This window comes from Pseudomonas sp. FH4 (assembly GCF_000510915.2).
Classification (GTDB): Bacteria; Pseudomonadota; Gammaproteobacteria; order Pseudomonadales; family Pseudomonadaceae; genus Aquipseudomonas; species Aquipseudomonas brenneri.
The window spans coordinates 1-20,602 of the sequence record NZ_AOHN01000024.1 but is presented as its reverse complement, the minus strand read 5'-3'; the positions used below and the strand labels follow the sequence as shown (position 1 = coordinate 20,602).

Genomic DNA, 20,602 nt, shown 5'->3' with positions numbered 1-20,602 from the left:
TTCCCCTTAACCGCGAGCCTTGGCCGCTGGACGTACAACCAGGTTGCCGCCAGTAGCGCCAGGAACAGCACCCTTGACCAACAACAGATTGCGTTCAGCGTCGACGCGCACTACTTCGAGGGACTGCACGGTCACGCGCTCAGCGCCCATATGACCGGACATTTTTTTGCCCTTGAATACACGACCAGGAGTCTGGCACTGGCCAATAGAGCCCGGGACGCGGTGGGAAACGGAGTTACCGTGAGTGTTGTCTTGGCCACGGAAATTCCAACGCTTGATCGTACCCTGGAAGCCTTTACCCTTGGACTGACCGGTTACATCAACCAGTTGACCAGCGGCGAAGATTTCAGCGTTGATCAGATCGCCAGCCTGGTAGTCGCCATCTTCAAGACGGAACTCCATGACAGTACGACCAGCTGCAACGTTTGCTTTAGCGAAGTGACCTGCTTGAGCAGCAGTCACACGCGAAGCACGACGCTCGCCGACAGTGACTTGCACTGCACGATAGCCATCGGTCTCTTCAGTTTTGAACTGGGTGACGCGATTCGGTTCGATCTCAATGACCGTGACCGGAATGGAGACACCTTCTTCGGTGAAAATACGGGTCATACCGCATTTACGACCGACTACACCAATAGTCATGTTGTAAACCTCATGAGTGTACGGGGCTTTCACCCGCTATGGCCGCCCATTTCAGAGCGTTACACGACTAAGACCCGAGTCTTAGCCGAGGCTGATCTGTACTTCCACACCGGCCGCCAGATCAAGCTTCATAAGTGCATCAACGGTTTTATCCGTTGGCTGGACGATGTCCAGAACGCGCTTATGAGTACGGATCTCGTACTGGTCACGCGCGTCTTTGTTGACGTGCGGGGAGACCAGAACGGTGAACCGCTCTTTGCGGGTAGGCAGTGGAATAGGACCACGCACTTGTGCCCCAGTACGTTTCGCGGTTTCCACGATTTCCTGGGTGGATTGGTCGATCAGGCGATGGTCAAAAGCCTTCAACCTGATACGGATTTGCTGATTTTGCATTGGATTTCAGACTCCGGCTGCTATTCCCAGCGAGCGCAATACGCCCGTTAAAAGGAGGCGCAATTCTATAGACGCCCCAGATAGGTGTCAACCCAATAAAAAAGGCCTCCGCTAAGCGGAGGCCTTCTCAAAAAACCGAGCTATCTCAGAAGAGATAATTACTCGATGATTTTAGCTACAACACCAGCACCAACGGTACGGCCGCCTTCACGGATTGCGAAGCGCAGACCGTCTTCCATAGCGATGGTCTTGATCAGGGTGACAACCATTTTGATGTTGTCGCCTGGCATTACCATTTCTACGCCTTCCGGCAGTTCGCAGTTACCGGTTACGTCGGTAGTACGGAAGTAGAACTGTGGACGGTAGCCTTTGAAGAACGGAGTGTGACGACCGCCTTCTTCTTTGCTCAGCACGTACACTTCAGCTTCGAACTTGGTGTGCGGCTTAACCGAACCCGGCTTAACCAGAACCTGGCCACGCTCAACGTCGTCACGCTTGGTACCACGCAGCAGAACGCCGCAGTTCTCGCCAGCACGACCTTCGTCGAGCAGCTTACGGAACATTTCAACACCGGTGCAGGTGGTGACGGTAGTGTCACGCAGACCAACGATTTCCAGTGGATCTTGAACCTTGACGATACCGCGCTCGATACGACCAGTTACAACAGTACCGCGACCGGAGATCGAGAATACGTCTTCGATTGGCATCAGGAACGGCTTGTCGATAACACGAACTGGATCTGGGATGTAGCTGTCCAGAGTCTCAACCAGTTTACGAACGGACGTGGTGCCCATTTCGTTATCATCTTTGCCTTCCAGAGCCATACGAGCAGAACCGATGATGATCGGAGTGTCGTCACCTGGGAAGTCGTAAGTGCTCAGCAGATCGCGCACTTCCATCTCAACCAGTTCCAGCAGCTCAGCGTCGTCTACCAGGTCAGCCTTGTTCAGGTAAACCACGATGTACGGAACGCCAACCTGACGGGACAGCAGGATGTGCTCACGGGTTTGTGGCATCGGACCATCAGCGGCCGAACAAACCAGGATAGCGCCGTCCATTTGAGCAGCACCGGTGATCATGTTCTTCACATAGTCAGCGTGACCTGGGCAGTCAACGTGAGCGTAGTGACGGATCAGCGAGTTGTATTCAACGTGAGCGGTGTTGATGGTGATACCACGAGCTTTTTCTTCTGGCGCGCTGTCGATTTTATCGAAATCAACGATTGCGGAACCGAATACTTCGGAGCAAACGCGAGTCAGAGCAGCAGTCAGAGTGGTTTTACCGTGGTCAACGTGACCGATAGTGCCAACGTTGACGTGCGGTAGGGAACGATCAAATTTTTCTTTAGCCACGACAATTAACTCCTTGCCTAAAGGACTGAATCAGCCTTGTTTTTTGGATACAGTTTCAGCGATATGCGCCGGAGCTGTGTTGTATTTTTTGAATTCCATAGAGTAGCTTGCGCGACCCTGGGACATGGAGCGAACGTCGGTCGCATAACCGAACATCTCACCCAACGGAACCTCGGCGCGAATCACTTTGCCGGAAACCGTGTCTTCCATACCCAAGATCATGCCGCGACGACGGTTAAGGTCGCCCATGACATCACCCATATAGTCTTCAGGTGTAACAACTTCTACCGCCATGATTGGCTCAAGCAACTCACCACCGCCCTTCTGGGCCAGTTGCTTGGTTGCCATGGAAGCAGCCACCTTAAACGCCATCTCGTTGGAGTCGACGTCGTGGTAAGAACCGTCAAAAACGGTTGCTTTCAGGCCGATCAGCGGATAGCCGGCAACAACACCGTTCTTCATCTGCTCTTCGATGCCCTTCTGGATAGCAGGGATGTATTCCTTAGGAACCACACCACCTACTACTTCGTTCACGAATTGCAGACCTTCCTGACCTTCGTCAGCAGGAGCAAAACGGATCCAGCAGTGACCGAACTGACCACGACCGCCGGACTGACGAACGAACTTGCCTTCGATTTCACAATTCTTCGTGATGCGCTCACGATAGGAAACCTGAGGCTTACCGATGTTGGCTTCGACGTTGAACTCACGGCGCATCCGGTCAACCAGGATGTCCAGGTGCAGCTCGCCCATGCCGGAGATGATCGTTTGACCAGTCTCTTCATCAGTCTTGACACGGAAAGATGGATCTTCCTGAGCAAGCTTGCCCAGAGCGATACCCATTTTTTCCTGGTCATCCTTGGTCTTAGGCTCTACGGCAACCGAGATAACCGGCTCCGGGAAGTCCATGCGAACCAGGATGATTGGCTTGTCAGCGTTGCACAAGGTTTCACCAGTGGTGACGTCCTTCATGCCGATCAAGGCCGCGATGTCACCAGCGCGTACTTCCTTGATTTCTTCACGGGCGTTTGCGTGCATTTGCACCATACGACCCACGCGCTCTTTTTTACCTTTAACCGAGTTGATCACGCCGTCGCCGGAGTTCAACACGCCCGAGTAAACACGGACGAAGGTCAAGGTACCCACGAATGGGTCAGTGGCAATTTTAAATGCCAAAGCGGAGAACGGTTCTGCGTCGTCTGCATGACGCTCCAGCTCGATAGTCTCGTCATCCGGGTCAGTACCCTTGATGGCAGGAATATCAACTGGCGCTGGCAGGTAGTCGATCACAGCATCGAGAACCAGGGGAACGCCCTTGTTCTTGAACGAGGAACCGCAAACAGCCAAGACGATCTCACCAGCGATAGTACGCTGACGCAGAGCGGCCTTGATTTCCACGTTGGTGAGCTCTTCACCTTCGAGGTACTTGTTCATCAGCTCTTCGTTGGCTTCGGCCGCAGCTTCAACCATGTTGTTGCGCCATTCGTCAGCCAGTTCCTGCATATCAGCAGGGATTGGCTTGCGAACAGGAACCATACCTTTGTCAGCATCGTTCCAGTAAACAGCTTCCATGGTCAGCAGATCGATCTGCCCCTGGAAATTGTCTTCAGAACCGATGGCCAATTGGATTGGAACCGGGGTATGACCCAAACGCTGCTTGATCTGACCGATCACGCGCAGGAAGTTGGCACCAGCACGGTCCATCTTGTTTACGTAAACAAGACGTGGAACGCCGTACTTGTTGGCTTGACGCCATACGGTTTCCGACTGAGGCTCAACACCCGAGGTACCGCAGAACACAACGACAGCGCCGTCGAGTACGCGCAGGGAACGTTCAACTTCAATGGTGAAGTCTACGTGGCCCGGGGTATCGATTACGTTGAAGCGGTGCTCATCTTTGTACTGCTTCTCGGAACCCTTCCAGAAGGCGGTAATAGCAGCAGAAGTAATGGTAATACCACGCTCCTGCTCCTGAACCATCCAGTCTGTGGTCGCGGCGCCATCATGCACCTCGCCCATCTTGTGACTTTTGCCGGTGTAAAACAGTACGCGCTCGGTGGTGGTGGTTTTACCAGCATCCACGTGAGCAACGATACCGATGTTACGGTAGCGGCTAATCGGAGTAGTACGAGCCATAAAGCCCTCGCAAAATTAGTGAAGCTAAGATTAGAAGCGGTAGTGCGAGAAAGCTTTGTTAGCTTCAGCCATACGGTGCACGTCTTCACGCTTCTTAACAGCAGCACCTTTACCTTCAGCAGCGTCCAACAGCTCGCCGGCCAAACGCAGAGCCATAGACTTCTCGCCGCGCTTACGGGCGAAGTCTACCAACCAGCGCATTGCCAGGGCGTTACGACGGGACGGGCGAACTTCGACCGGAACCTGGTAAGTAGCACCGCCTACACGGCGCGACTTCACTTCGACCAGCGGAGCGATGGCGTCGAGAGCTTTCTCGAAGATTTCCAGGGGGTCGCTGTTCTTGCGTTCTTTAACCTTTTCCAGCGCGCCATAAACGATACGCTCGGCAACGGCTTTCTTGCCGCTTTCCATCACGTGGTTCATGAACTTGGCCAGGATTTGGCTTCCGTATTTTGGATCGTCAAGCACTTCGCGCTTGGCTGCTACGCGTCTTCTTGGCATGGATAAGCCCTCAAACGGTCTTCAGGTTCGTTCGGAATCGGTGCCCTTGCGGGACGCCTCCGACCTTACTCTTATCGACTCAGAAAATAAGATGATTCAGTTTACAAAAAGCCGCTACTACTTAGGCTTCTTGGTACCGTACTTCGAACGACCCTGGTTACGACCTTTAACGCCGGAAGTATCCAAGGAGCCGCGTACGGTGTGGTAACGAACACCTGGCAAGTCTTTTACACGACCGCCGCGGATCAGTACCACGCTGTGCTCTTGCAGGTTGTGGCCTTCACCGCCGATGTACGAGGAAACCTCGAAACCGTTGGTCAGGCGCACACGGCATACTTTACGCAGTGCCGAGTTAGGTTTTTTCGGCGTGGTGGTATACACACGGGTGCATACGCCACGACGTTGCGGGCAGTTCTGCAGCGCAGGCACGTCGGATTTCTCGACGATACGCTTACGCGGCTGACGTACCAGCTGGTTGATAGTTGCCATCTACTAGCTCCACTGTTGTCTTGCGACGCTATTGTCTTGCAAGAAAAGCAAAATGGCAGGAACGAATTCCCGCCAAATTTAGGGGTACAAGAGTCTAAAGAGGATCTTGCCCCCAGTCAAGGCAAGGCCCCGACCTCCCCCTCCATCGAAACCCGACAAAACTGTCTTGTTCCGACGAACGGGGCTGCCAGGGCCCGGTCTTATTTATCGCAGAACTCAGTTACCGCTAGAGTTCAGCGCTTCGGTCAGTGCAGCTTCCACTTCACTGGCGCTTACGCGCAGCGGCTTGTCGAGTTCACGGCGACGCTTGCGCTCGCTGTGGTAGGCCAAGCCGGTACCGGCTGGGATCAGACGACCCACAACCACGTTTTCTTTCAGGCCGCGCAGGTAATCGCGCTTGCCGGTTACCGCCGCTTCGGTCAGTACGCGAGTGGTTTCCTGGAAGGAAGCCGCCGAGATGAACGATTCGGTGGACAACGACGCCTTGGTGATACCCAGCAGAACACGAGTGAACTTGGAGACAAACTTGTCTTCCGCGCCCAGACGCTCGTTCTCTACCAGTACGTGAGTCAGTTCCATCTGGTCGCCCTTGATGAAACTCGAATCGCCGGATTCAGCGATTTCAACTTTACGCAGCATCTGACGCAGGATGGTCTCGATGTGCTTATCGTTGATCTTCACGCCCTGCAGACGGTAAACGTCCTGGATCTCGTTAACGATGTACTTGGCCAGCGCACTCACACCCAGCAGACGCAGGATGTCGTGTGGATCGCTCGGGCCGTCAGAGATAACTTCGCCGCGGTTTACCTGTTCGCCTTCGAAGACGTTCAGGTGACGCCACTTCGGAATCAGCTCTTCGTACGGATCGGTACCGTCGTTCGGGGTAATGACCAGACGGCGCTTGCCCTTGGTTTCTTTACCGAACGCGATGGTGCCGCTGACTTCAGCCAGAATCGACGCTTCTTTCGGACGACGAGCTTCGAACAAGTCGGCAACACGCGGCAGACCACCGGTGATGTCGCGGGTCTTCGAAGTTTCTTGCGGGATACGCGCGATAACATCACCGATCGCGATCTTCGCACCATCCGCCACACCGACCAGGGCGTTGGCTGGCAGGAAGTACTGAGCGATAACGTCAGTGCCTGGCAGCAACAGATCCTTGCCGTTGTCATCGACCATCTTCACGGCAGGACGGATGTCTTTACCGGCAGCTGGACGATCTTTGGCGTCGAGTACTTCAATGTTGGTCATACCGGTCAATTCGTCAGTCTGACGCTTGATCGTGATGCCTTCTTCCATGCCCACGTAGGTCACGGTACCTTTCATTTCGGTAACGATTGGGTGAGTGTGCGGATCCCACTTGGCCACGATTGCGCCAGCGTCGACCTTGTCACCTTCTTTAACCGAAATCACAGCACCGTACGGCAGCTTGTAACGCTCACGCTCACGACCGAAGTCATCAGCGATTGCCAGCTCACCGGAACGGGACACAGCAACCAGGTGGCCATCCACTCGCTCAACGTGTTTCAGGTTGTGCAGACGGACAGTACCGCCATTCTTCACCTGAACGCTGTCAGCCGCGGAGGTCCGGCTTGCCGCACCACCGATGTGGAACGTACGCATGGTCAGCTGGGTACCCGGCTCACCGATGGACTGGGCAGCGATAACGCCAACCGCTTCACCGATGTTCACCTGGTGACCACGAGCCAAGTCACGACCGTAGCACTTGGCGCAGATGCCGTAGCGGGTTTCGCAACTGATCGGCGAGCGAACAATCACTTCGTCGATGCTGTTGAGTTCGATGAACTCGACCCACTTCTCATCTACCAGGGTGCCGGCAGGAACGATAACTTCCTCGGTACCTGGCTTGAATACGTCACGGGCAATAACACGACCCAATACGCGCTCACCCAGCGGCTCTACAACGTCACCGCCTTCAATGTGCGGAGTCATCAGCAGGCCATGCTCGGTGCCGCAATCGATCTCGGTTACAACCAGATCTTGTGCAACGTCTACCAGACGACGAGTCAGGTAACCGGAGTTAGCGGTTTTCAACGCGGTATCCGCCAGACCTTTACGAGCACCGTGCGTGGAGATGAAGTACTGAAGTACGCTCAAACCTTCACGGAAGTTCGCAGTAATCGGCGTTTCGATGATGGAACCGTCCGGCTTAGCCATCAGGCCACGCATACCGGCGAGCTGACGGATCTGCGCAGCAGAACCCCGTGCGCCCGAGTCGGCCATCATGTACATCGAGTTGAAAGACTCTTGATCGACTTCGACACCATGACGGTCGATGACTTTCTCTTTCGAGAGGTTGGCCATCATCGCCTTGGACACTTCGTCGTTGGCCTTGGACCAAAGGTCGATCACTTTGTTGTACTTCTCGCCCTGGGTTACCAGGCCGGAGGCGTACTGGCTCTCGATCTCTTTCACTTCGTCAGTGGCGGCACTGATGATGCGGGCTTTTTCATCCGGGATAACGAAGTCGTTAACACCGATGGAAACGCCGGAAATGGTCGAGTAAGCAAAACCGGTGTACATCAACTGGTCAGCGAAGATCACGGTCTCTTTCAGACCAACCACGCGGTAGCACTGGTTGATCAGCTTGGAGATCGCCTTTTTCTTCATCGGCAGGTTGACGACGTCGTACGACAGGCCTTTTGGCACAACCTGGTACAACAGCGCACGGCCGACAGTGGTGTCGACGATACGAACGTTGCTCACGCTGCCGCCGTCACGGTCGTTGACGGTTTCGTGGATCCGCACCTTGACCTTGGCGTGCAGTGCGGCTTCGCCGGCACGGAACACACGGTCAACTTCTTGCAGGTCAGCGAACACACGACCTTCGCCCTTGGCGTTGATCGCTTCACGGGTCATGTAGTACAGACCCAATACAACGTCCTGCGACGGAACGATGATTGGCTCACCGTTGGCTGGCGACAGAATGTTGTTGGTCGACATCATCAACGCACGCGCTTCCAACTGGGCTTCCAGTGTCAGCGGTACGTGCACGGCCATTTGGTCGCCGTCGAAGTCGGCGTTGTACGCAGCACAGACCAGAGGGTGCAGCTGGATAGCCTTACCTTCGATCAGTACCGGTTCAAACGCCTGGATACCCAGACGGTGAAGGGTCGGTGCACGGTTGAGGAGAACCGGGTGTTCACGGATCACTTCAGCGAGAACGTCCCAAACCTCTGGCAGTTCGCGCTCGACCATTTTCTTGGCCGCTTTGATGGTGGTCGCGAGACCGCGCATTTCCAGCTTGCCGAAGATGAACGGCTTGAACAGCTCCAGCGCCATCTTCTTAGGCAGACCGCACTGGTGCAGACGCAGGGTCGGGCCTACGGTAATTACCGAACGACCGGAGTAGTCAACACGCTTACCGAGCAAGTTCTGACGGAAACGACCTTGCTTACCCTTGATCATGTCAGCCAGGGATTTCAGAGGACGCTTGTTGGAACCGGTGATAGCGCGGCCACGACGACCGTTGTCGAGCAAGGCGTCGACAGCTTCCTGCAACATACGCTTTTCGTTGCGCACGATGATGTCCGGAGCGGACAGATCAAGCAGGCGCTTCAAGCGGTTGTTACGGTTGATCACGCGGCGGTACAGGTCGTTGAGGTCGGACGTCGCGAAACGACCACCGTCCAACGGTACCAGCGGACGCAGGTCTGGCGGCAGAACCGGCAGAACGGTCAGCACCATCCACTCTGGGAGGTTGCCGGAACCCTGGAAGGCTTCCATCAACTTCAGACGCTTGGACAGCTTCTTGATCTTGGTTTCGGAATTGGTTTGCGGAATTTCTTCGCGCAGACGGCCAATCTCGTGCTCCAGGTCGATAGCGTGCAGCAGTTCGCGGACAGCTTCGGCACCCATGCGGGCATCGAAATCGTCGCCGAACTCTTCCAGCGCTTCGAAGTACTGCTCGTCGTTCAGCAGCTGACCCTTTTCAAGGGTGGTCATGCCTGGATCGATAACGACATAGCTCTCGAAGTAGAGAACGCGTTCGATATCACGCAGGGTCATGTCCATCAGCAAGCCGATACGGGACGGCAGCGATTTCAGGAACCAGATGTGGGCAACCGGCGAAGCCAGCTCGATGTGCGCCATGCGCTCACGACGAACCTTGGCCAGTGCAACTTCAACGCCGCACTTCTCGCAGATCACACCACGGTGCTTCAAGCGCTTGTACTTACCGCACAGGCACTCGTAATCCTTTACCGGGCCAAAGATCTTGGCGCAGAACAGGCCGTCACGCTCAGGTTTGAACGTACGGTAGTTGATGGTTTCCGGCTTTTTAACTTCACCGAACGACCACGAACGGATCATCTCAGGCGATGCCAGTCCAATACGGATGGCGTCGAACTCTTCGACTTGACCCTGGTTTTTCAGCAAATTCAGTAGGTCTTTCAAGGCCTTTCCTCCTGGCGGAGCAGAGAGCGGGCTAAATAGCCCCGCTCTCGATTCGCGTCACGTGTTATTCGGTTTCCAGATCGATATCGATGCCGAGGGAACGAATTTCTTTGATCAACACGTTGAAGGACTCGGGCATGCCCGGCTCCATACGGTGATCGCCGTCCACGATGTTTTTGTACATCTTGGTACGACCGTTCACATCGTCCGACTTCACTGTGAGCATTTCTTGCAGAGTGTATGCAGCACCGTATGCTTCCAGTGCCCAGACCTCCATCTCCCCGAAACGCTGACCACCGAACTGAGCCTTACCACCCAGCGGCTGCTGGGTAACCAGGCTGTACGAACCGGTAGAACGAGCGTGCATCTTGTCGTCTACCAAGTGGTTCAGCTTCAGCATGTACATGTAGCCAACAGTAACCGGGCGCTCGAACTTGTTGCCGGTACGGCCGTCGAACAGCTGCATCTGGCCGCTTTCTGGCAGGTCTGCCAGTTTCAGCATGGCCTTGATTTCGCTTTCCTTGGCTCCGTCGAACACTGGGGTAGCCATTGGAACGCCGCCGCGCAGGTTCTTCGCCAGATCCAGGATTTCCTGGTCGGTAAAGGTGTCCAGCTCTTCGTTGCGACCGCCGATCTCGTTGTAGATCTCGTGCAGGAACTTACGCAGGTCAGCGACCTTGCGCTGCTCTTCGATCATACGGTTGATCTTTTCGCCCAGACCTTTGGCCGCGAGGCCCAGGTGGGTTTCAAGGATCTGACCAACGTTCATACGCGAAGGTACGCCCAACGGGTTGAGGACGACGTCGACCGGGGTGCCATTGGCATCGTGCGGCATGTCTTCAACCGGCATGATCACGGAGACCACACCTTTGTTACCGTGACGACCGGCCATCTTGTCGCCCGGCTGGATGCGACGACGGATTGCCAGGTAAACCTTGACGATTTTCAGCACGCCTGGAGCCAGGTCATCGCCCTGCTGCAGTTTGCGCTTCTTGTCTTCGAACTTGTCGTCCAGCAGACGGCGGCGATCAACGATGTAGGCCTGGGCCTTCTCAAGCTGCTCGTTCAGAGCATCTTCAGCCATGCGCAGTTTGAACCACTGGCCGTGCTCAAGACCGTCGAGTACTTCGTCGGTGATGTCCTGACCTTTCTTCAGGCCGGCGCCGCCTTCGGCCTTGTGGCCTACCAGGGCGGAACGCAGACGTTCGAAGGTCGCGCCTTCAACGATACGGAACTCTTCGTTCAGGTCCTTGCGGATCTCGTCGAGCTGGGTCTTCTCGATGGACAGTGCACGAGCATCACGCTCAACGCCGTCACGGGTGAAGACCTGTACGTCGATGACAGTACCCTTGGTACCGGTAGGTACACGCAGGGAGGTGTCTTTAACGTCGCTGGCTTTTTCACCGAAGATGGCACGCAACAGCTTCTCTTCTGGCGTCAGTTGGGTCTCGCCTTTCGGAGTAACCTTACCTACCAGAATGTCGCCAGCGCCAACTTCAGCACCTACGTAAACGATACCGGCTTCGTCCAGTTTGTTCAGTGCAGCTTCACCCACGTTCGGGATGTCTGCAGTGATCTCTTCAGGCCCAAGCTTGGTGTCACGTGCCACACAGGTCAGTTCCTGAATGTGGATCGTGGTGAAGCGATCTTCCTGAACTACACGCTCGGACAGGCAGATGGAGTCTTCGAAGTTGTAACCGTTCCAGGCCATGAACGCGATGCGCATGTTCTGGCCCAGTGCCAGCTCACCCATATCGGTGGACGGACCGTCTGCCATGATGTCGCTGCGCTGAACCCGATCACCCTTACGCACCAGCGGACGCTGGTTGATGCAGGTGTTCTGGTTGGAGCGGGTGTACTTGGTCAGGTTGTAGATGTCGACACCGGCTTCGCCAGTTTCAACTTCGTCATCGGCAACACGAACCACGATACGGCTGGCATCAACAGAGTCGATCACGCCGCCACGACGAGCCACGACGCAAACGCCGGAGTCACGAGCTACGTTACGCTCCATGCCGGTACCTACCAGCGGCTTGTCGGCACGCAGGGTGGGTACAGCCTGACGCTGCATGTTGGAACCCATCAACGCACGGTTGGCGTCATCGTGCTCCAGGAACGGGATCAGCGACGCTGCGACCGAAACTACCTGCTTGGGCGACACGTCCATCAAGGTGACGTCTTCCGGCGCCTTGACGGTGAACTCGTTCAGGTGACGAACAGCTACCAGCTCATCGATCAGGACTTTCTTGTCGTTCATCGTGGCCGAAGCCTGAGCGATCACGTGATCAGCTTCTTCGATCGCGGACAGGAAGACGATCTCGTCGGTGACCAACGCGTCTTTCACCACACGGTACGGGCTTTCCAGGAAGCCGTACTGGTTGGTGCGCGCATAGGCCGCCAGGGAGTTGATCAGGCCGATGTTCGGACCTTCCGGCGTTTCGATCGGGCATACACGACCGTAGTGCGTCGGGTGTACGTCACGAACTTCAAAGCCAGCACGCTCACGCGTCAGACCGCCCGGGCCCAGTGCAGAAACACGGCGCTTGTGGGTGATCTCGGAGAGCGGGTTGTTCTGGTCCATGAACTGCGAGAGCTGACTGGAACCGAAGAACTCTTTCACCGCCGCAGCCACTGGCTTGGCGTTGATCAGGTCTTGCGGCATCAGGCCTTCGCTTTCAGCCATCGACAGACGCTCTTTGACCGCACGCTCAACACGTACCAGGCCAACGCGGAACTGGTTCTCGGCCATTTCGCCTACGCAGCGAACACGACGGTTACCCAGGTGGTCGATGTCATCGACGATGCCTTTGCCGTTACGGATGTCGACCAGAGTCTTCAGGACCGCAACGATGTCTTCCTTGCACAACACGCCCGAACCTTCGATCTCGGTACGACCGATACGACGGTTGAACTTCATCCGGCCTACAGCAGACAGGTCATAGCGCTCTGGGCTGAAGAACAGGTTGTTGAACAGGGTTTCGGCAGCGTCTTTGGTTGGTGGCTCGCCAGGACGCATCATGCGATAGATCTCGACCAGCGCTTCCAATTGGTTGCTGGTGGAGTCGATCTTCAGGGTGTCGGAGACGAACGGACCGCAGTCGATGTCGTTGGTGTACAGGGTCTCGATGCGAACAACCTGGGCCTTGGCGATTTTTGCCAGGATCTCGGTGTTCAGCTCGGTGTTGCACTCAGCCAGGATTTCGCCTGTAGCCGGGTGAACGATGACCTTGGCGGTGGTGCGACCCAGGACGTAGTCCAGAGGCACGTCCAGCGACTTGATACCGGCTTTTTCGATCTGGTTGATGTGGCGCGCAGTAATACGACGGCCAGCTTCAACAATGACCTTGCCCTTCTCGTCCTGAATGTCCAGGACCGCAATTTCACCACGCAGGCGCGAAGCAATCAGCTCCAGGCTGAGGGTTTCATCCTTCAGGCTGAATACGTTGGTGGTGTAGAAGGCGTCCAGCACTTGCTCAGTGGTATAGCCGAGCGCGCGCAGCAGTACCGAGGCCGGCAGCTTGCGACGACGGTCGATACGCACGAACACGCAGTCTTTCGGGTCGAACTCGAAGTCCAACCACGAACCACGGTACGGAATGATCCGCGCGGAGTACAGGAGCTTGCCGGAGCTGTGCGTCTTACCGCGGTCGTGGTCGAAGAACACGCCCGGGGAACGGTGCAGCTGGGAAACAATTACACGCTCGGTACCGTTGATAACGAAGGTACCGTTCTCAGTCATCAATGGGATTTCGCCCATGTAGACTTCTTGCTCTTTGATGTCCTTGATCGCTTTGTTCGACGATTCTTTGTCGAAAATGATCAGACGGACTTTTACCCGCAAAGGTACGGCGTACGTAACACCGCGCAACACGCATTCTTTGACATCAAATGCCGGTTCGCCCAGGCGATAACCGACGTACTCCAGCGCAGCATTGCCGGAGTAGCTGATGATCGGGAAAACGGATTTGAAGGCCGCATGCAGGCCCACGTCGCGGAACTGATCTTTGGTCGCTCCCGCCTGCAAGAATTCACGATACGAATCCAGCTGGATAGCCAGAAGGTACGGGACATCCATGACGTCCGGCAACTTGCTAAAGTCCTTGCGGATACGTTTTTTCTCAGTATATGAGTAAGCCATCAGCGTTCCCCAGCTTGGTCACCTGCTTGTTTGGCCCTCCCGACGGGAGCAGCCAGAAAATCTTGCAAACCCCATGGTTTGCACCACCGCATCGGGTGGCTACAGCGCGTTAGTGGCGGCGACCGAGTCGACAGCCAAGAACGGAAAAAGGCCGGTGGCAAGAGCCACCAGCCATCAGCCTTCAGCTTAACGCTTGGGCTGGAGACGCAAGGTCGATGCTTACTTCAGCTCGACTTTAGCGCCTGCTTCTTCCAGAGTAGCTTTGGCTTTGTCAGCGGCGTCTTTCGACACAGCTTCCAGAACCTGGGCAGGAGCGCCGTCAACTACAGCCTTGGCTTCTTTCAGGCCCAGACCGGTCAGTTCACGTACTGCCTTGATCACGTTTACTTTCTTCTCGCCAGCTTCCAGCAGCATGACGTTGAATTCGGTTTGCTCTTCAGCAGCAACAGCAGCAACAGCTGGGCCAGCGGAAGCAGCGGCAGCGGAAACGCCGAATTTTTCTTCGAAAGCTTTGATCAGCTCAACAACCTGCAGAACCGACATTTCAGCTACGGCGTTGAGGATATCGTCTTGGGAGATAGACATTGCTGTATTTCCTGAATTGGGGGACGGCCTACGCGGCCATCGAAATAAACAAAAAAACGCGAGAGAGGTCGCTCAGCCTTAGGCTGCGGCAGCTTCTTTTTGCTCGCGAACTGCGGCCAGAGTACGAGCCAACTTGCTGGTAGCGCCTTGAATCACGCTCATCAGCTGAGAAATAGCTTCGTTACGGGTCGGCAGTGTTGCCAGTACGTCGATTTGGTTAGCTGCGAGGAACTTGCCCTCGAACGCAGCTGCCTTGATCTCGAACTTATCCTGACCCTTGGCGAATTCCTTGAACAAACGAGCAGCAGCGCCCGGGTGATCTTTGGAGAACGCAATCAGGGTCGGGCCGGTGAACACGTCGTTGAGGACACTGTATTCAGTGTCAGCAACAGCGCGCTTGAGCAGGGTGTTACGTACAACACGTACGTATACGCCAGCTTCACGAGCCTCTTTACGGAGTCCGGTCATAGCGCTTACTGTCACACCACGGGCATCAGCCACGACAGCGGACAGAGCAGCTTTGGCAGCCTCGTTGACTTCAGCGACGATGGCCTTCTTGTCTTCGAGATTAATTGCCACGGGTTTAACTCCTGCTTGTTACCGTTTCATCTGGCCTAGGCCGGATGTCGTTTTGGTGTCTGATTCGGTAAGGAACCGGGAGCACCATCTGCGTAGGCTTGATGGTTTAAGACTTGCGTCGCCTACGGTCTTGGATAGCCCCCGCCAGGCAGGGACCCCAATCTTTCAATTGGCGCGATCGCTCACGCCAATGTGTGTCTTATACGTCCAGCGAGCCTTGGTCGATGACCAGACCTGGGCCCATAGTGGTGCTCAGGGTAACGCGCTTGACGTAGATACCTTTCGAGGAAGCTGGCTTGATACGCTTCAGATCAGCGATCAGGGCTTCAACGTTTTCCTTCAGCTTGACGGCGTCGAAGCCGACCTTGCCAACGGAGGTGTGAATGATGCCGTTTTTGTCGGTGCGATAACGAACCTGACCAGCCTTGGCGTTTTTAACCGCGGTGGCTACGTCTGGCGTTACGGTACCGACTTTCGGGTTAGGCATCAGGCCACGTGGGCCCAGGATCTGACCCAACTGACCTACAACGCGCATTGCATCCGGGGAGGCAATAACGACGTCATAGTTCAGGTCGCCGCCTTTCATTTCGGCAGCCAGGTCGTCCATGCCAACGCGATCGGCGCCAGCGGCCAGAGCAGCTTCAGCTGCCGGGCCTTGGGTGAAGACAGCAACACGTACAGTCTTGCCAGTACCGTGTGGCAGCACAGTAGCGCTACGAACGACCTGGTCGGATTTACGTGGGTCAACACCCAGGTTTACAGCAACGTCAACGGACTCGCTGAACTTGACAGTCGACAGCTCGGTCAGCAGGGCAGCAGCGTCTACAAAGTTGTAGGACTTGCCCGCTTCGATTTTGCCGGCGATAGCCTTTTGGCGCTTGGTCAGCTTAGCCATTACACACCCTCCACGTTAAGGCCCATGCTACGAGCAGAACCGGCGATGGTACGCACGGCTGCATCCATATCAGCTGCAGTCAGATCCGCGTTTTTGGTTTTCGCGATTTCTTCCAGCTGAGCACGAGTTACAGTGCCAACCTTAACGGTGTTCGGACGAGCGGAACCGCTAGTCAGACCAGCAGCTTTCTTCAACAAAACCGAAGCCGGGGTCGACTTGGTTTCGAAAGTGAAGCTACGGTCGCTGTATACAGTGATGATCACTGGAGTCGGCAGACCTGGCTCAATACCCTGAGTACGGGCGTTGAAGGCCTTGCAGAATTCCATGATGTTCACGCCGTGCTGACCCAGAGCTGGACCGACGGGTGGGCTAGGGTTGGCCTGAGCGGCCTTCACTTGCAGCTTGATGTAAGCGGTAATCTTCTTGGCCATGAGGCACTCCAATTACGGGTTCAAGCGCCTCGAAAGGCTCCCCGGTTACTTGCGCGTTTATCCCAGTGACGACAAAACCCCACAGCCTAAGGCTGCGGGGTTGGGATGCTTTGTCAGCTAGACCTTCTCGACCTGGCTGAACTCCAACTCTACCGGAGTAGAGCGACCGAAAATGAGCACTGCCACTTGGATCCGGCTCTTTTCGTAGTTAACTTCTTCGACAGTGCCGTTAAAATCAGCAAACGGACCATCAGTGACACGAACAACTTCGCCCGGCTCGAACAATGTCTTCGGCTTCGGCTTGTCGCTACCGTCAGCAACACGACGCAGAATCGCTTCTGCCTCTTTGTCGGTGATCGGCGCAGGCTTGTCAGCGGTACCGCCGATAAAGCCCATCACGCGAGGAGTGTCCTTGACCAAGTGCCAAGTACCCTCATTCATGTCCATCTGTACCAGCACGTAGCCAGGGAAGAACTTGCGTTCGCTTTTGCGCTTCTGGCCATTGCGCATCTCTACCACTTCTTCAGTGGGAACCAGAATTTCGCCGAAGCCATCTTCCATGCCTGCCAGCTTTACGCGCTCTAGCAAAGAGCGCATGACATGCTTCTCGTAACCCGAGTAAGCATGCACAACGTACCAACGCTTAGCCACGGGACACCCTTAGCCAACAATCAAGGAAACAAGCCAGCCGAGCAGGGAATCAAGACCCCACAACAGCAACGCCATAACCAGAACAACAGCCACAACAATTAGCGTGGTCTGCGTGGTTTCTTGGCGAGTTGGCCAAACGACTTTACGTATTTCGGTGCGAGCTTCCTTAACCAGTACGGCGAAAGACTTACCCTTTACAGTCTGCAGACCGATAAACACAGCCACAGCAGCAAGAGCAAGCAATACGAGTACGCGGTACAGGATCGGCGAAGCAGAATAATACTGATTGCCAACAACGCCTACGACCACCAAAGCGACGACAGCGAGCCACTTAACCAGATCGAAACGAGAGCTTTGAGCTTCAGCCTTAGGAGTCATCTATGAAGATCCTGTGAAAAGAAAGCCAGATACACCACGTGAATCTGGCAGGTCAGGAGGGAATCGAACCCCCAACCTACGGTTTTGGAGACCGTCGCTCTGCCAATTGAGCTACTGACCTAAAACAAAATCAGGCCGACCATTATGCAGGCCTGAAAAAGACTTTACAACAACCAACCCCAAGAGACTTGAAACAACCTGATAACACCAGGTAAAACAGAATCAAGCCGAGACAGCTGTTAAAACAAAGGCAGATATTTTCATATCTGCCTTGTTATATGGAGCTCTTGAGCGGATTTGAACCGCTGACCTCACCCTTACCAAGGGTGTGCTCTACCAACTGAGCTACAAGAGCGAAACATCTTGCACAACCTGCAAACTTGGAGCGGGTAGCGGGAATCGAACCCGCATCATCAGCTTGGAAGGCTGAGGTTCTACCACTAAACTATACCCGCGGAGCTTGCAGCTCACGCTAAAAATGGTGGAGGGGGAAGGATTCGAACCTTCGAAGTCGTAGACGTCAGATTTACAGTCTGATCCCTTTGGCCGCTCGGGAACCCCTCCTAAGCGAGCCGGCATTTTACATTACGCCGACCTTCTGTCAAGCATTTTCTCATTAAAAATATGAGGTTAGCTGCGTGACGATCGCTTCACACCTACTTCCCGAAAGGGTCATCACTGTGGAGCGGGCGCCATTCTATGCAAACTATTCGACAGTTGCAATGCCTTCGCACGGCATTATTTTATGTTTTAACTCATTGAATTCATTAGCAAGGCTTTCAAACGGCAGATCGTCAGCCAGGCGGCGACTTTCAGGTGCTACACGCAACCAGAAAGAAGGCGCGCCCGCCGAGACCAACGACTGGATTCGAGCCTTGATATCCAGGCTGATCAGACGCTGCTCAAGGAACTGGGCTTGCTCCTGGCCTGCGAAACCACCGATATACAAGCAACCTGCAGGCGCCTCTGGAGCCTTGGGCCGATCGCGACGCGCCACAGCGTCAGCCGACTCGCTCAACAACTGAATATCCTGCTGGGAGCCCCGATATAGCGCCAAGGGCGTTACATCCTTTGCACGCAAGGGCGCCTCTTGCTGGTGCCAGACGTAATAAAAGACATTGAGGACCAGCAACAACAGAAACAACCAACGCATAAAAACCTCAAGACAAAGGGCATGCCATCGCCAAGCCGACAAATACCAGGTCCGGAACGAAGCGAGCGCCTGGCAAGGCGTCAGCAACCAACTCAGCATCACCACCCGTAAGGAAAACCGAAAAGTCGCCCCCCCAGTAACTGCGGGCCAGCTCCAGTTGCGACTGCGCGAATCCACGCAGCATGAGCGTACAACCCCGCTCAACGGCCTGGGCAGTGGTACGTCCAGGTACAAGGCTTTCCAATGCACGCTCAGCGGCAACATCGTCATAGCGTATTTTTCGGGTGTGGGTGCGCAGCTGATTTCTCATCAGCGGCATACCAGGGCAGATAAACCCCCCAAGATGCTCGCCATCTGCCGTGATGAAATCAGCAGTGGCCGCCGTACCGAAATCAAGTACCAGGCATGCTCCAGAGGCTAGCTGGAAACCTCCAAGCATCGCCAGCCAACGATCCAGTCCCAAACGGGCGTACTCTTCATACCCATTGCGCACACCCGCCATCTCACGCGCTGGCGCAGCACAGCTTATAGAGACACCAAAGGCTGCAACCAACACGCCTACCAGGCGATTGGTCTCTTCCTGAGCGCGCACACTGACCAATCTGCAGTGCTGCAGTGAAAGACCAGCCAGTGAGTGAAGACCACCCAGCAACGCCACATCCGAATCAACAACACCTTCAGCAAAAACGGCCGCCTGGCTTGCCTCAAGGACACGCCATTTGATGAAGCTATTCCCACAGTCGAGCTCAAGAATCATCACGCAACCTCAGGCTTAACTCACCGCCACTGTAGATTTTCTCAACACCATTCACTTCAAGACGTAGCGCGCCTTGACCGTCGATACCCAGCACAACACCATCTATCTGGTTGACACCGGCGATCAACGACACCGCCCTACCCTGCCATAGATGATTGCGCTCCCACTCCTCTCGGATGACCGCAAAACCGAAGTCCCTATGACGTTCCAGATAAACTTGCAACGCCTGGCTCAGATGAGCGACCAGATGATTTCGATCTACCACGCGCCCCGTTTCTAGCTGTATCGATGTCCACTGCTGATCAACTTCCGCAGCGCCCCGCATGTTTGCGTTGATACCAATACCGAGCACCACGTGGCAAACATCAGCGGGATCCCCTACCAATTCAAGAAGAATGCCCGAAATCTTCTTCGACCCAACAAGAACGTCATTAGGCCATTTCAAACCTGCCCCCTGGACACCAAGATCGCGCAGGGTTTGCATTACTGCCAACCCCACGACGAGGCTCAGGCCTTCAAGCTGTCGCAAACCACCATCGATACGCAGCACAAGGCTGTAGTAAACATTCTGTGCAAATGGACTGACCCACTGACGCCCTCGACGCCCCCTGCCAGCAGTCTGCTGCTCAGAGAGAACCAGGAAGGGTGCCGCTTGCCCCGCATCGATAAGACGTAGAGCCTCGGCATTAGTGGAGTCGATGGTATCGGATATAAAAACCGAACCTGCGCACAGCGGCGACTGCAAGGCGATCTCGTCAGCACTCAGCAGAACCAGCGGGGACGCCAATTGATAGCCTCTACCCCTGACTTTATGAATGGTCAGATCCAGCTCAACCTCCAGATGCTGGAGCTGCTTCCACACAGCACTACGACTGACGCCCAGGGCTGCGCCTAGCGCTTCACCCGAATGGAATCGGCCATCTTTCAGAAGTTTTAACAACGTCAGCATGCAGGTCTCGCCTCACAATGAGGCACGCATGATAGCCATGCGTAGGGCCATTGCATAGAAAGCAAGCTGACAGGTGATAAGGGCGGGCCCGAAGTCTTGCAGCTGGAAACCTGAAGCTTGCAGCTGCCCCCTTTCCGAGCGCCCAAAACAAAACCCC

The 20,602-nt window shown here is 55.2% G+C and carries 17 protein-coding genes and 4 tRNA genes; all 21 read right to left on the bottom strand.

The genetic code is table 11. From position 1 onward, the window contains the following. Nucleotides 1-6: 6 nt before the first annotated feature. Nucleotides 7-642: a 50S ribosomal protein L3 gene (rplC, locus tag H097_RS18685; RefSeq protein ID WP_003194649.1), complete on the bottom strand. Its 636-nt coding sequence runs from the start codon at nt 640-642 to the stop codon at nt 7-9. 81 nt (nt 643-723) lie between these two features. Next, complete coding sequence (gene rpsJ / locus H097_RS18680) at nt 724-1,035, bottom strand: 30S ribosomal protein S10 (RefSeq protein ID WP_003186070.1); 312 nt, start codon at nt 1,033-1,035, stop codon at nt 724-726. A gap of 158 nt (nt 1,036-1,193) precedes the next feature. Next, a complete protein-coding gene (gene tuf / locus H097_RS18675) occupies nt 1,194-2,387 on the bottom strand; it encodes an elongation factor Tu (protein WP_003176426.1) in 1,194 nt (397 codons plus the stop codon). A 30-nt stretch (nt 2,388-2,417) separates the two neighbouring features. Next, a complete protein-coding gene (fusA, locus tag H097_RS18670) occupies nt 2,418-4,523 on the bottom strand; it encodes an elongation factor G (RefSeq protein WP_003232412.1) in 2,106 nt (701 codons plus the stop codon). Nucleotides 4,524-4,553: 30 nt separating this feature from the next. Next, complete coding sequence (rpsG, locus tag H097_RS18665; protein WP_002555493.1) at nt 4,554-5,024, bottom strand: 30S ribosomal protein S7; 471 nt, start codon at nt 5,022-5,024, stop codon at nt 4,554-4,556. 117 nt (nt 5,025-5,141) lie between these two features. Continuing rightward, the gene (rpsL, locus tag H097_RS18660; RefSeq protein ID WP_002555494.1) at nt 5,142-5,513 is read right to left on the bottom strand and encodes a 30S ribosomal protein S12; all 372 of its coding nucleotides are present in this window, start codon (nt 5,511-5,513) and stop codon (nt 5,142-5,144) included. A gap of 216 nt (nt 5,514-5,729) precedes the next feature. Next, the gene (rpoC, locus tag H097_RS18655) at nt 5,730-9,929 is read right to left on the bottom strand and encodes a DNA-directed RNA polymerase subunit beta' (RefSeq protein ID WP_032861612.1); all 4,200 of its coding nucleotides are present in this window, start codon (nt 9,927-9,929) and stop codon (nt 5,730-5,732) included. A 64-nt stretch (nt 9,930-9,993) separates the two neighbouring features. Further along, nucleotides 9,994-14,067 carry a DNA-directed RNA polymerase subunit beta gene (gene rpoB / locus H097_RS18650; RefSeq protein ID WP_032861610.1) on the bottom strand — a complete coding sequence of 1,358 codons (4,074 nt, stop codon included), beginning with the start codon at nt 14,065-14,067 and terminating at the stop codon, nt 9,994-9,996. Between the two features lie 219 nt (nt 14,068-14,286). Further along, complete coding sequence (gene rplL / locus H097_RS18645) at nt 14,287-14,652, bottom strand: 50S ribosomal protein L7/L12 (protein WP_003176432.1); 366 nt, start codon at nt 14,650-14,652, stop codon at nt 14,287-14,289. A gap of 78 nt (nt 14,653-14,730) precedes the next feature. Further along, nucleotides 14,731-15,231 (bottom strand): 50S ribosomal protein L10, encoded by a 501-nt coding sequence (gene rplJ / locus H097_RS18640; protein WP_032861608.1) that lies wholly within the window; start codon nt 15,229-15,231, stop codon nt 14,731-14,733. 199 nt (nt 15,232-15,430) lie between these two features. Continuing rightward, nucleotides 15,431-16,126, bottom strand: coding sequence for a 50S ribosomal protein L1 (gene rplA / locus H097_RS18635; protein WP_003176434.1), 696 nt, complete (start codon nt 16,124-16,126; stop codon nt 15,431-15,433). Further along, on the bottom strand, nt 16,126-16,557 hold the full coding sequence (gene rplK / locus H097_RS18630) for a 50S ribosomal protein L11 (RefSeq protein WP_003210097.1): 432 nt from the start codon (nt 16,555-16,557) through the stop codon (nt 16,126-16,128). Before rplK ends, rplA begins: the two co-directional genes overlap by 1 nt. A gap of 117 nt (nt 16,558-16,674) precedes the next feature. Continuing rightward, a complete protein-coding gene (gene nusG, locus H097_RS18625) occupies nt 16,675-17,208 on the bottom strand; it encodes a transcription termination/antitermination protein NusG (RefSeq protein ID WP_003176436.1) in 534 nt (177 codons plus the stop codon). A gap of 9 nt (nt 17,209-17,217) precedes the next feature. Continuing rightward, a complete protein-coding gene (gene secE, locus H097_RS18620; protein ID WP_029299242.1) occupies nt 17,218-17,586 on the bottom strand; it encodes a preprotein translocase subunit SecE in 369 nt (122 codons plus the stop codon). A gap of 45 nt (nt 17,587-17,631) precedes the next feature. Then, nucleotides 17,632-17,707 (bottom strand) — tRNA-Trp (locus tag H097_RS18615). Between the two features lie 158 nt (nt 17,708-17,865). After that, nucleotides 17,866-17,941, bottom strand: a tRNA-Thr gene (locus tag H097_RS18610). 26 nt (nt 17,942-17,967) lie between these two features. After that, nucleotides 17,968-18,041, bottom strand: a tRNA-Gly gene (locus H097_RS18605). A 24-nt stretch (nt 18,042-18,065) separates the two neighbouring features. Continuing rightward, nucleotides 18,066-18,150: transfer RNA gene (locus tag H097_RS18600), tRNA-Tyr, on the bottom strand. Between the two features lie 142 nt (nt 18,151-18,292). Then, on the bottom strand, nt 18,293-18,739 hold the full coding sequence (locus H097_RS18595; protein WP_032861606.1) for a hypothetical protein: 447 nt from the start codon (nt 18,737-18,739) through the stop codon (nt 18,293-18,295). A gap of 7 nt (nt 18,740-18,746) precedes the next feature. Next, complete coding sequence (locus H097_RS18590; protein WP_032861603.1) at nt 18,747-19,496, bottom strand: pantothenate kinase; 750 nt, start codon at nt 19,494-19,496, stop codon at nt 18,747-18,749. Next, entirely contained in the window at nt 19,486-20,445 is a 960-nt protein-coding gene (gene birA / locus H097_RS18585; protein WP_032861601.1) for a bifunctional biotin--[acetyl-CoA-carboxylase] ligase/biotin operon repressor BirA, read from the bottom strand. The genes H097_RS18590 and birA overlap by 11 nt, the downstream gene beginning before the upstream one ends. Nucleotides 20,446-20,602 lie beyond the last annotated feature (157 nt).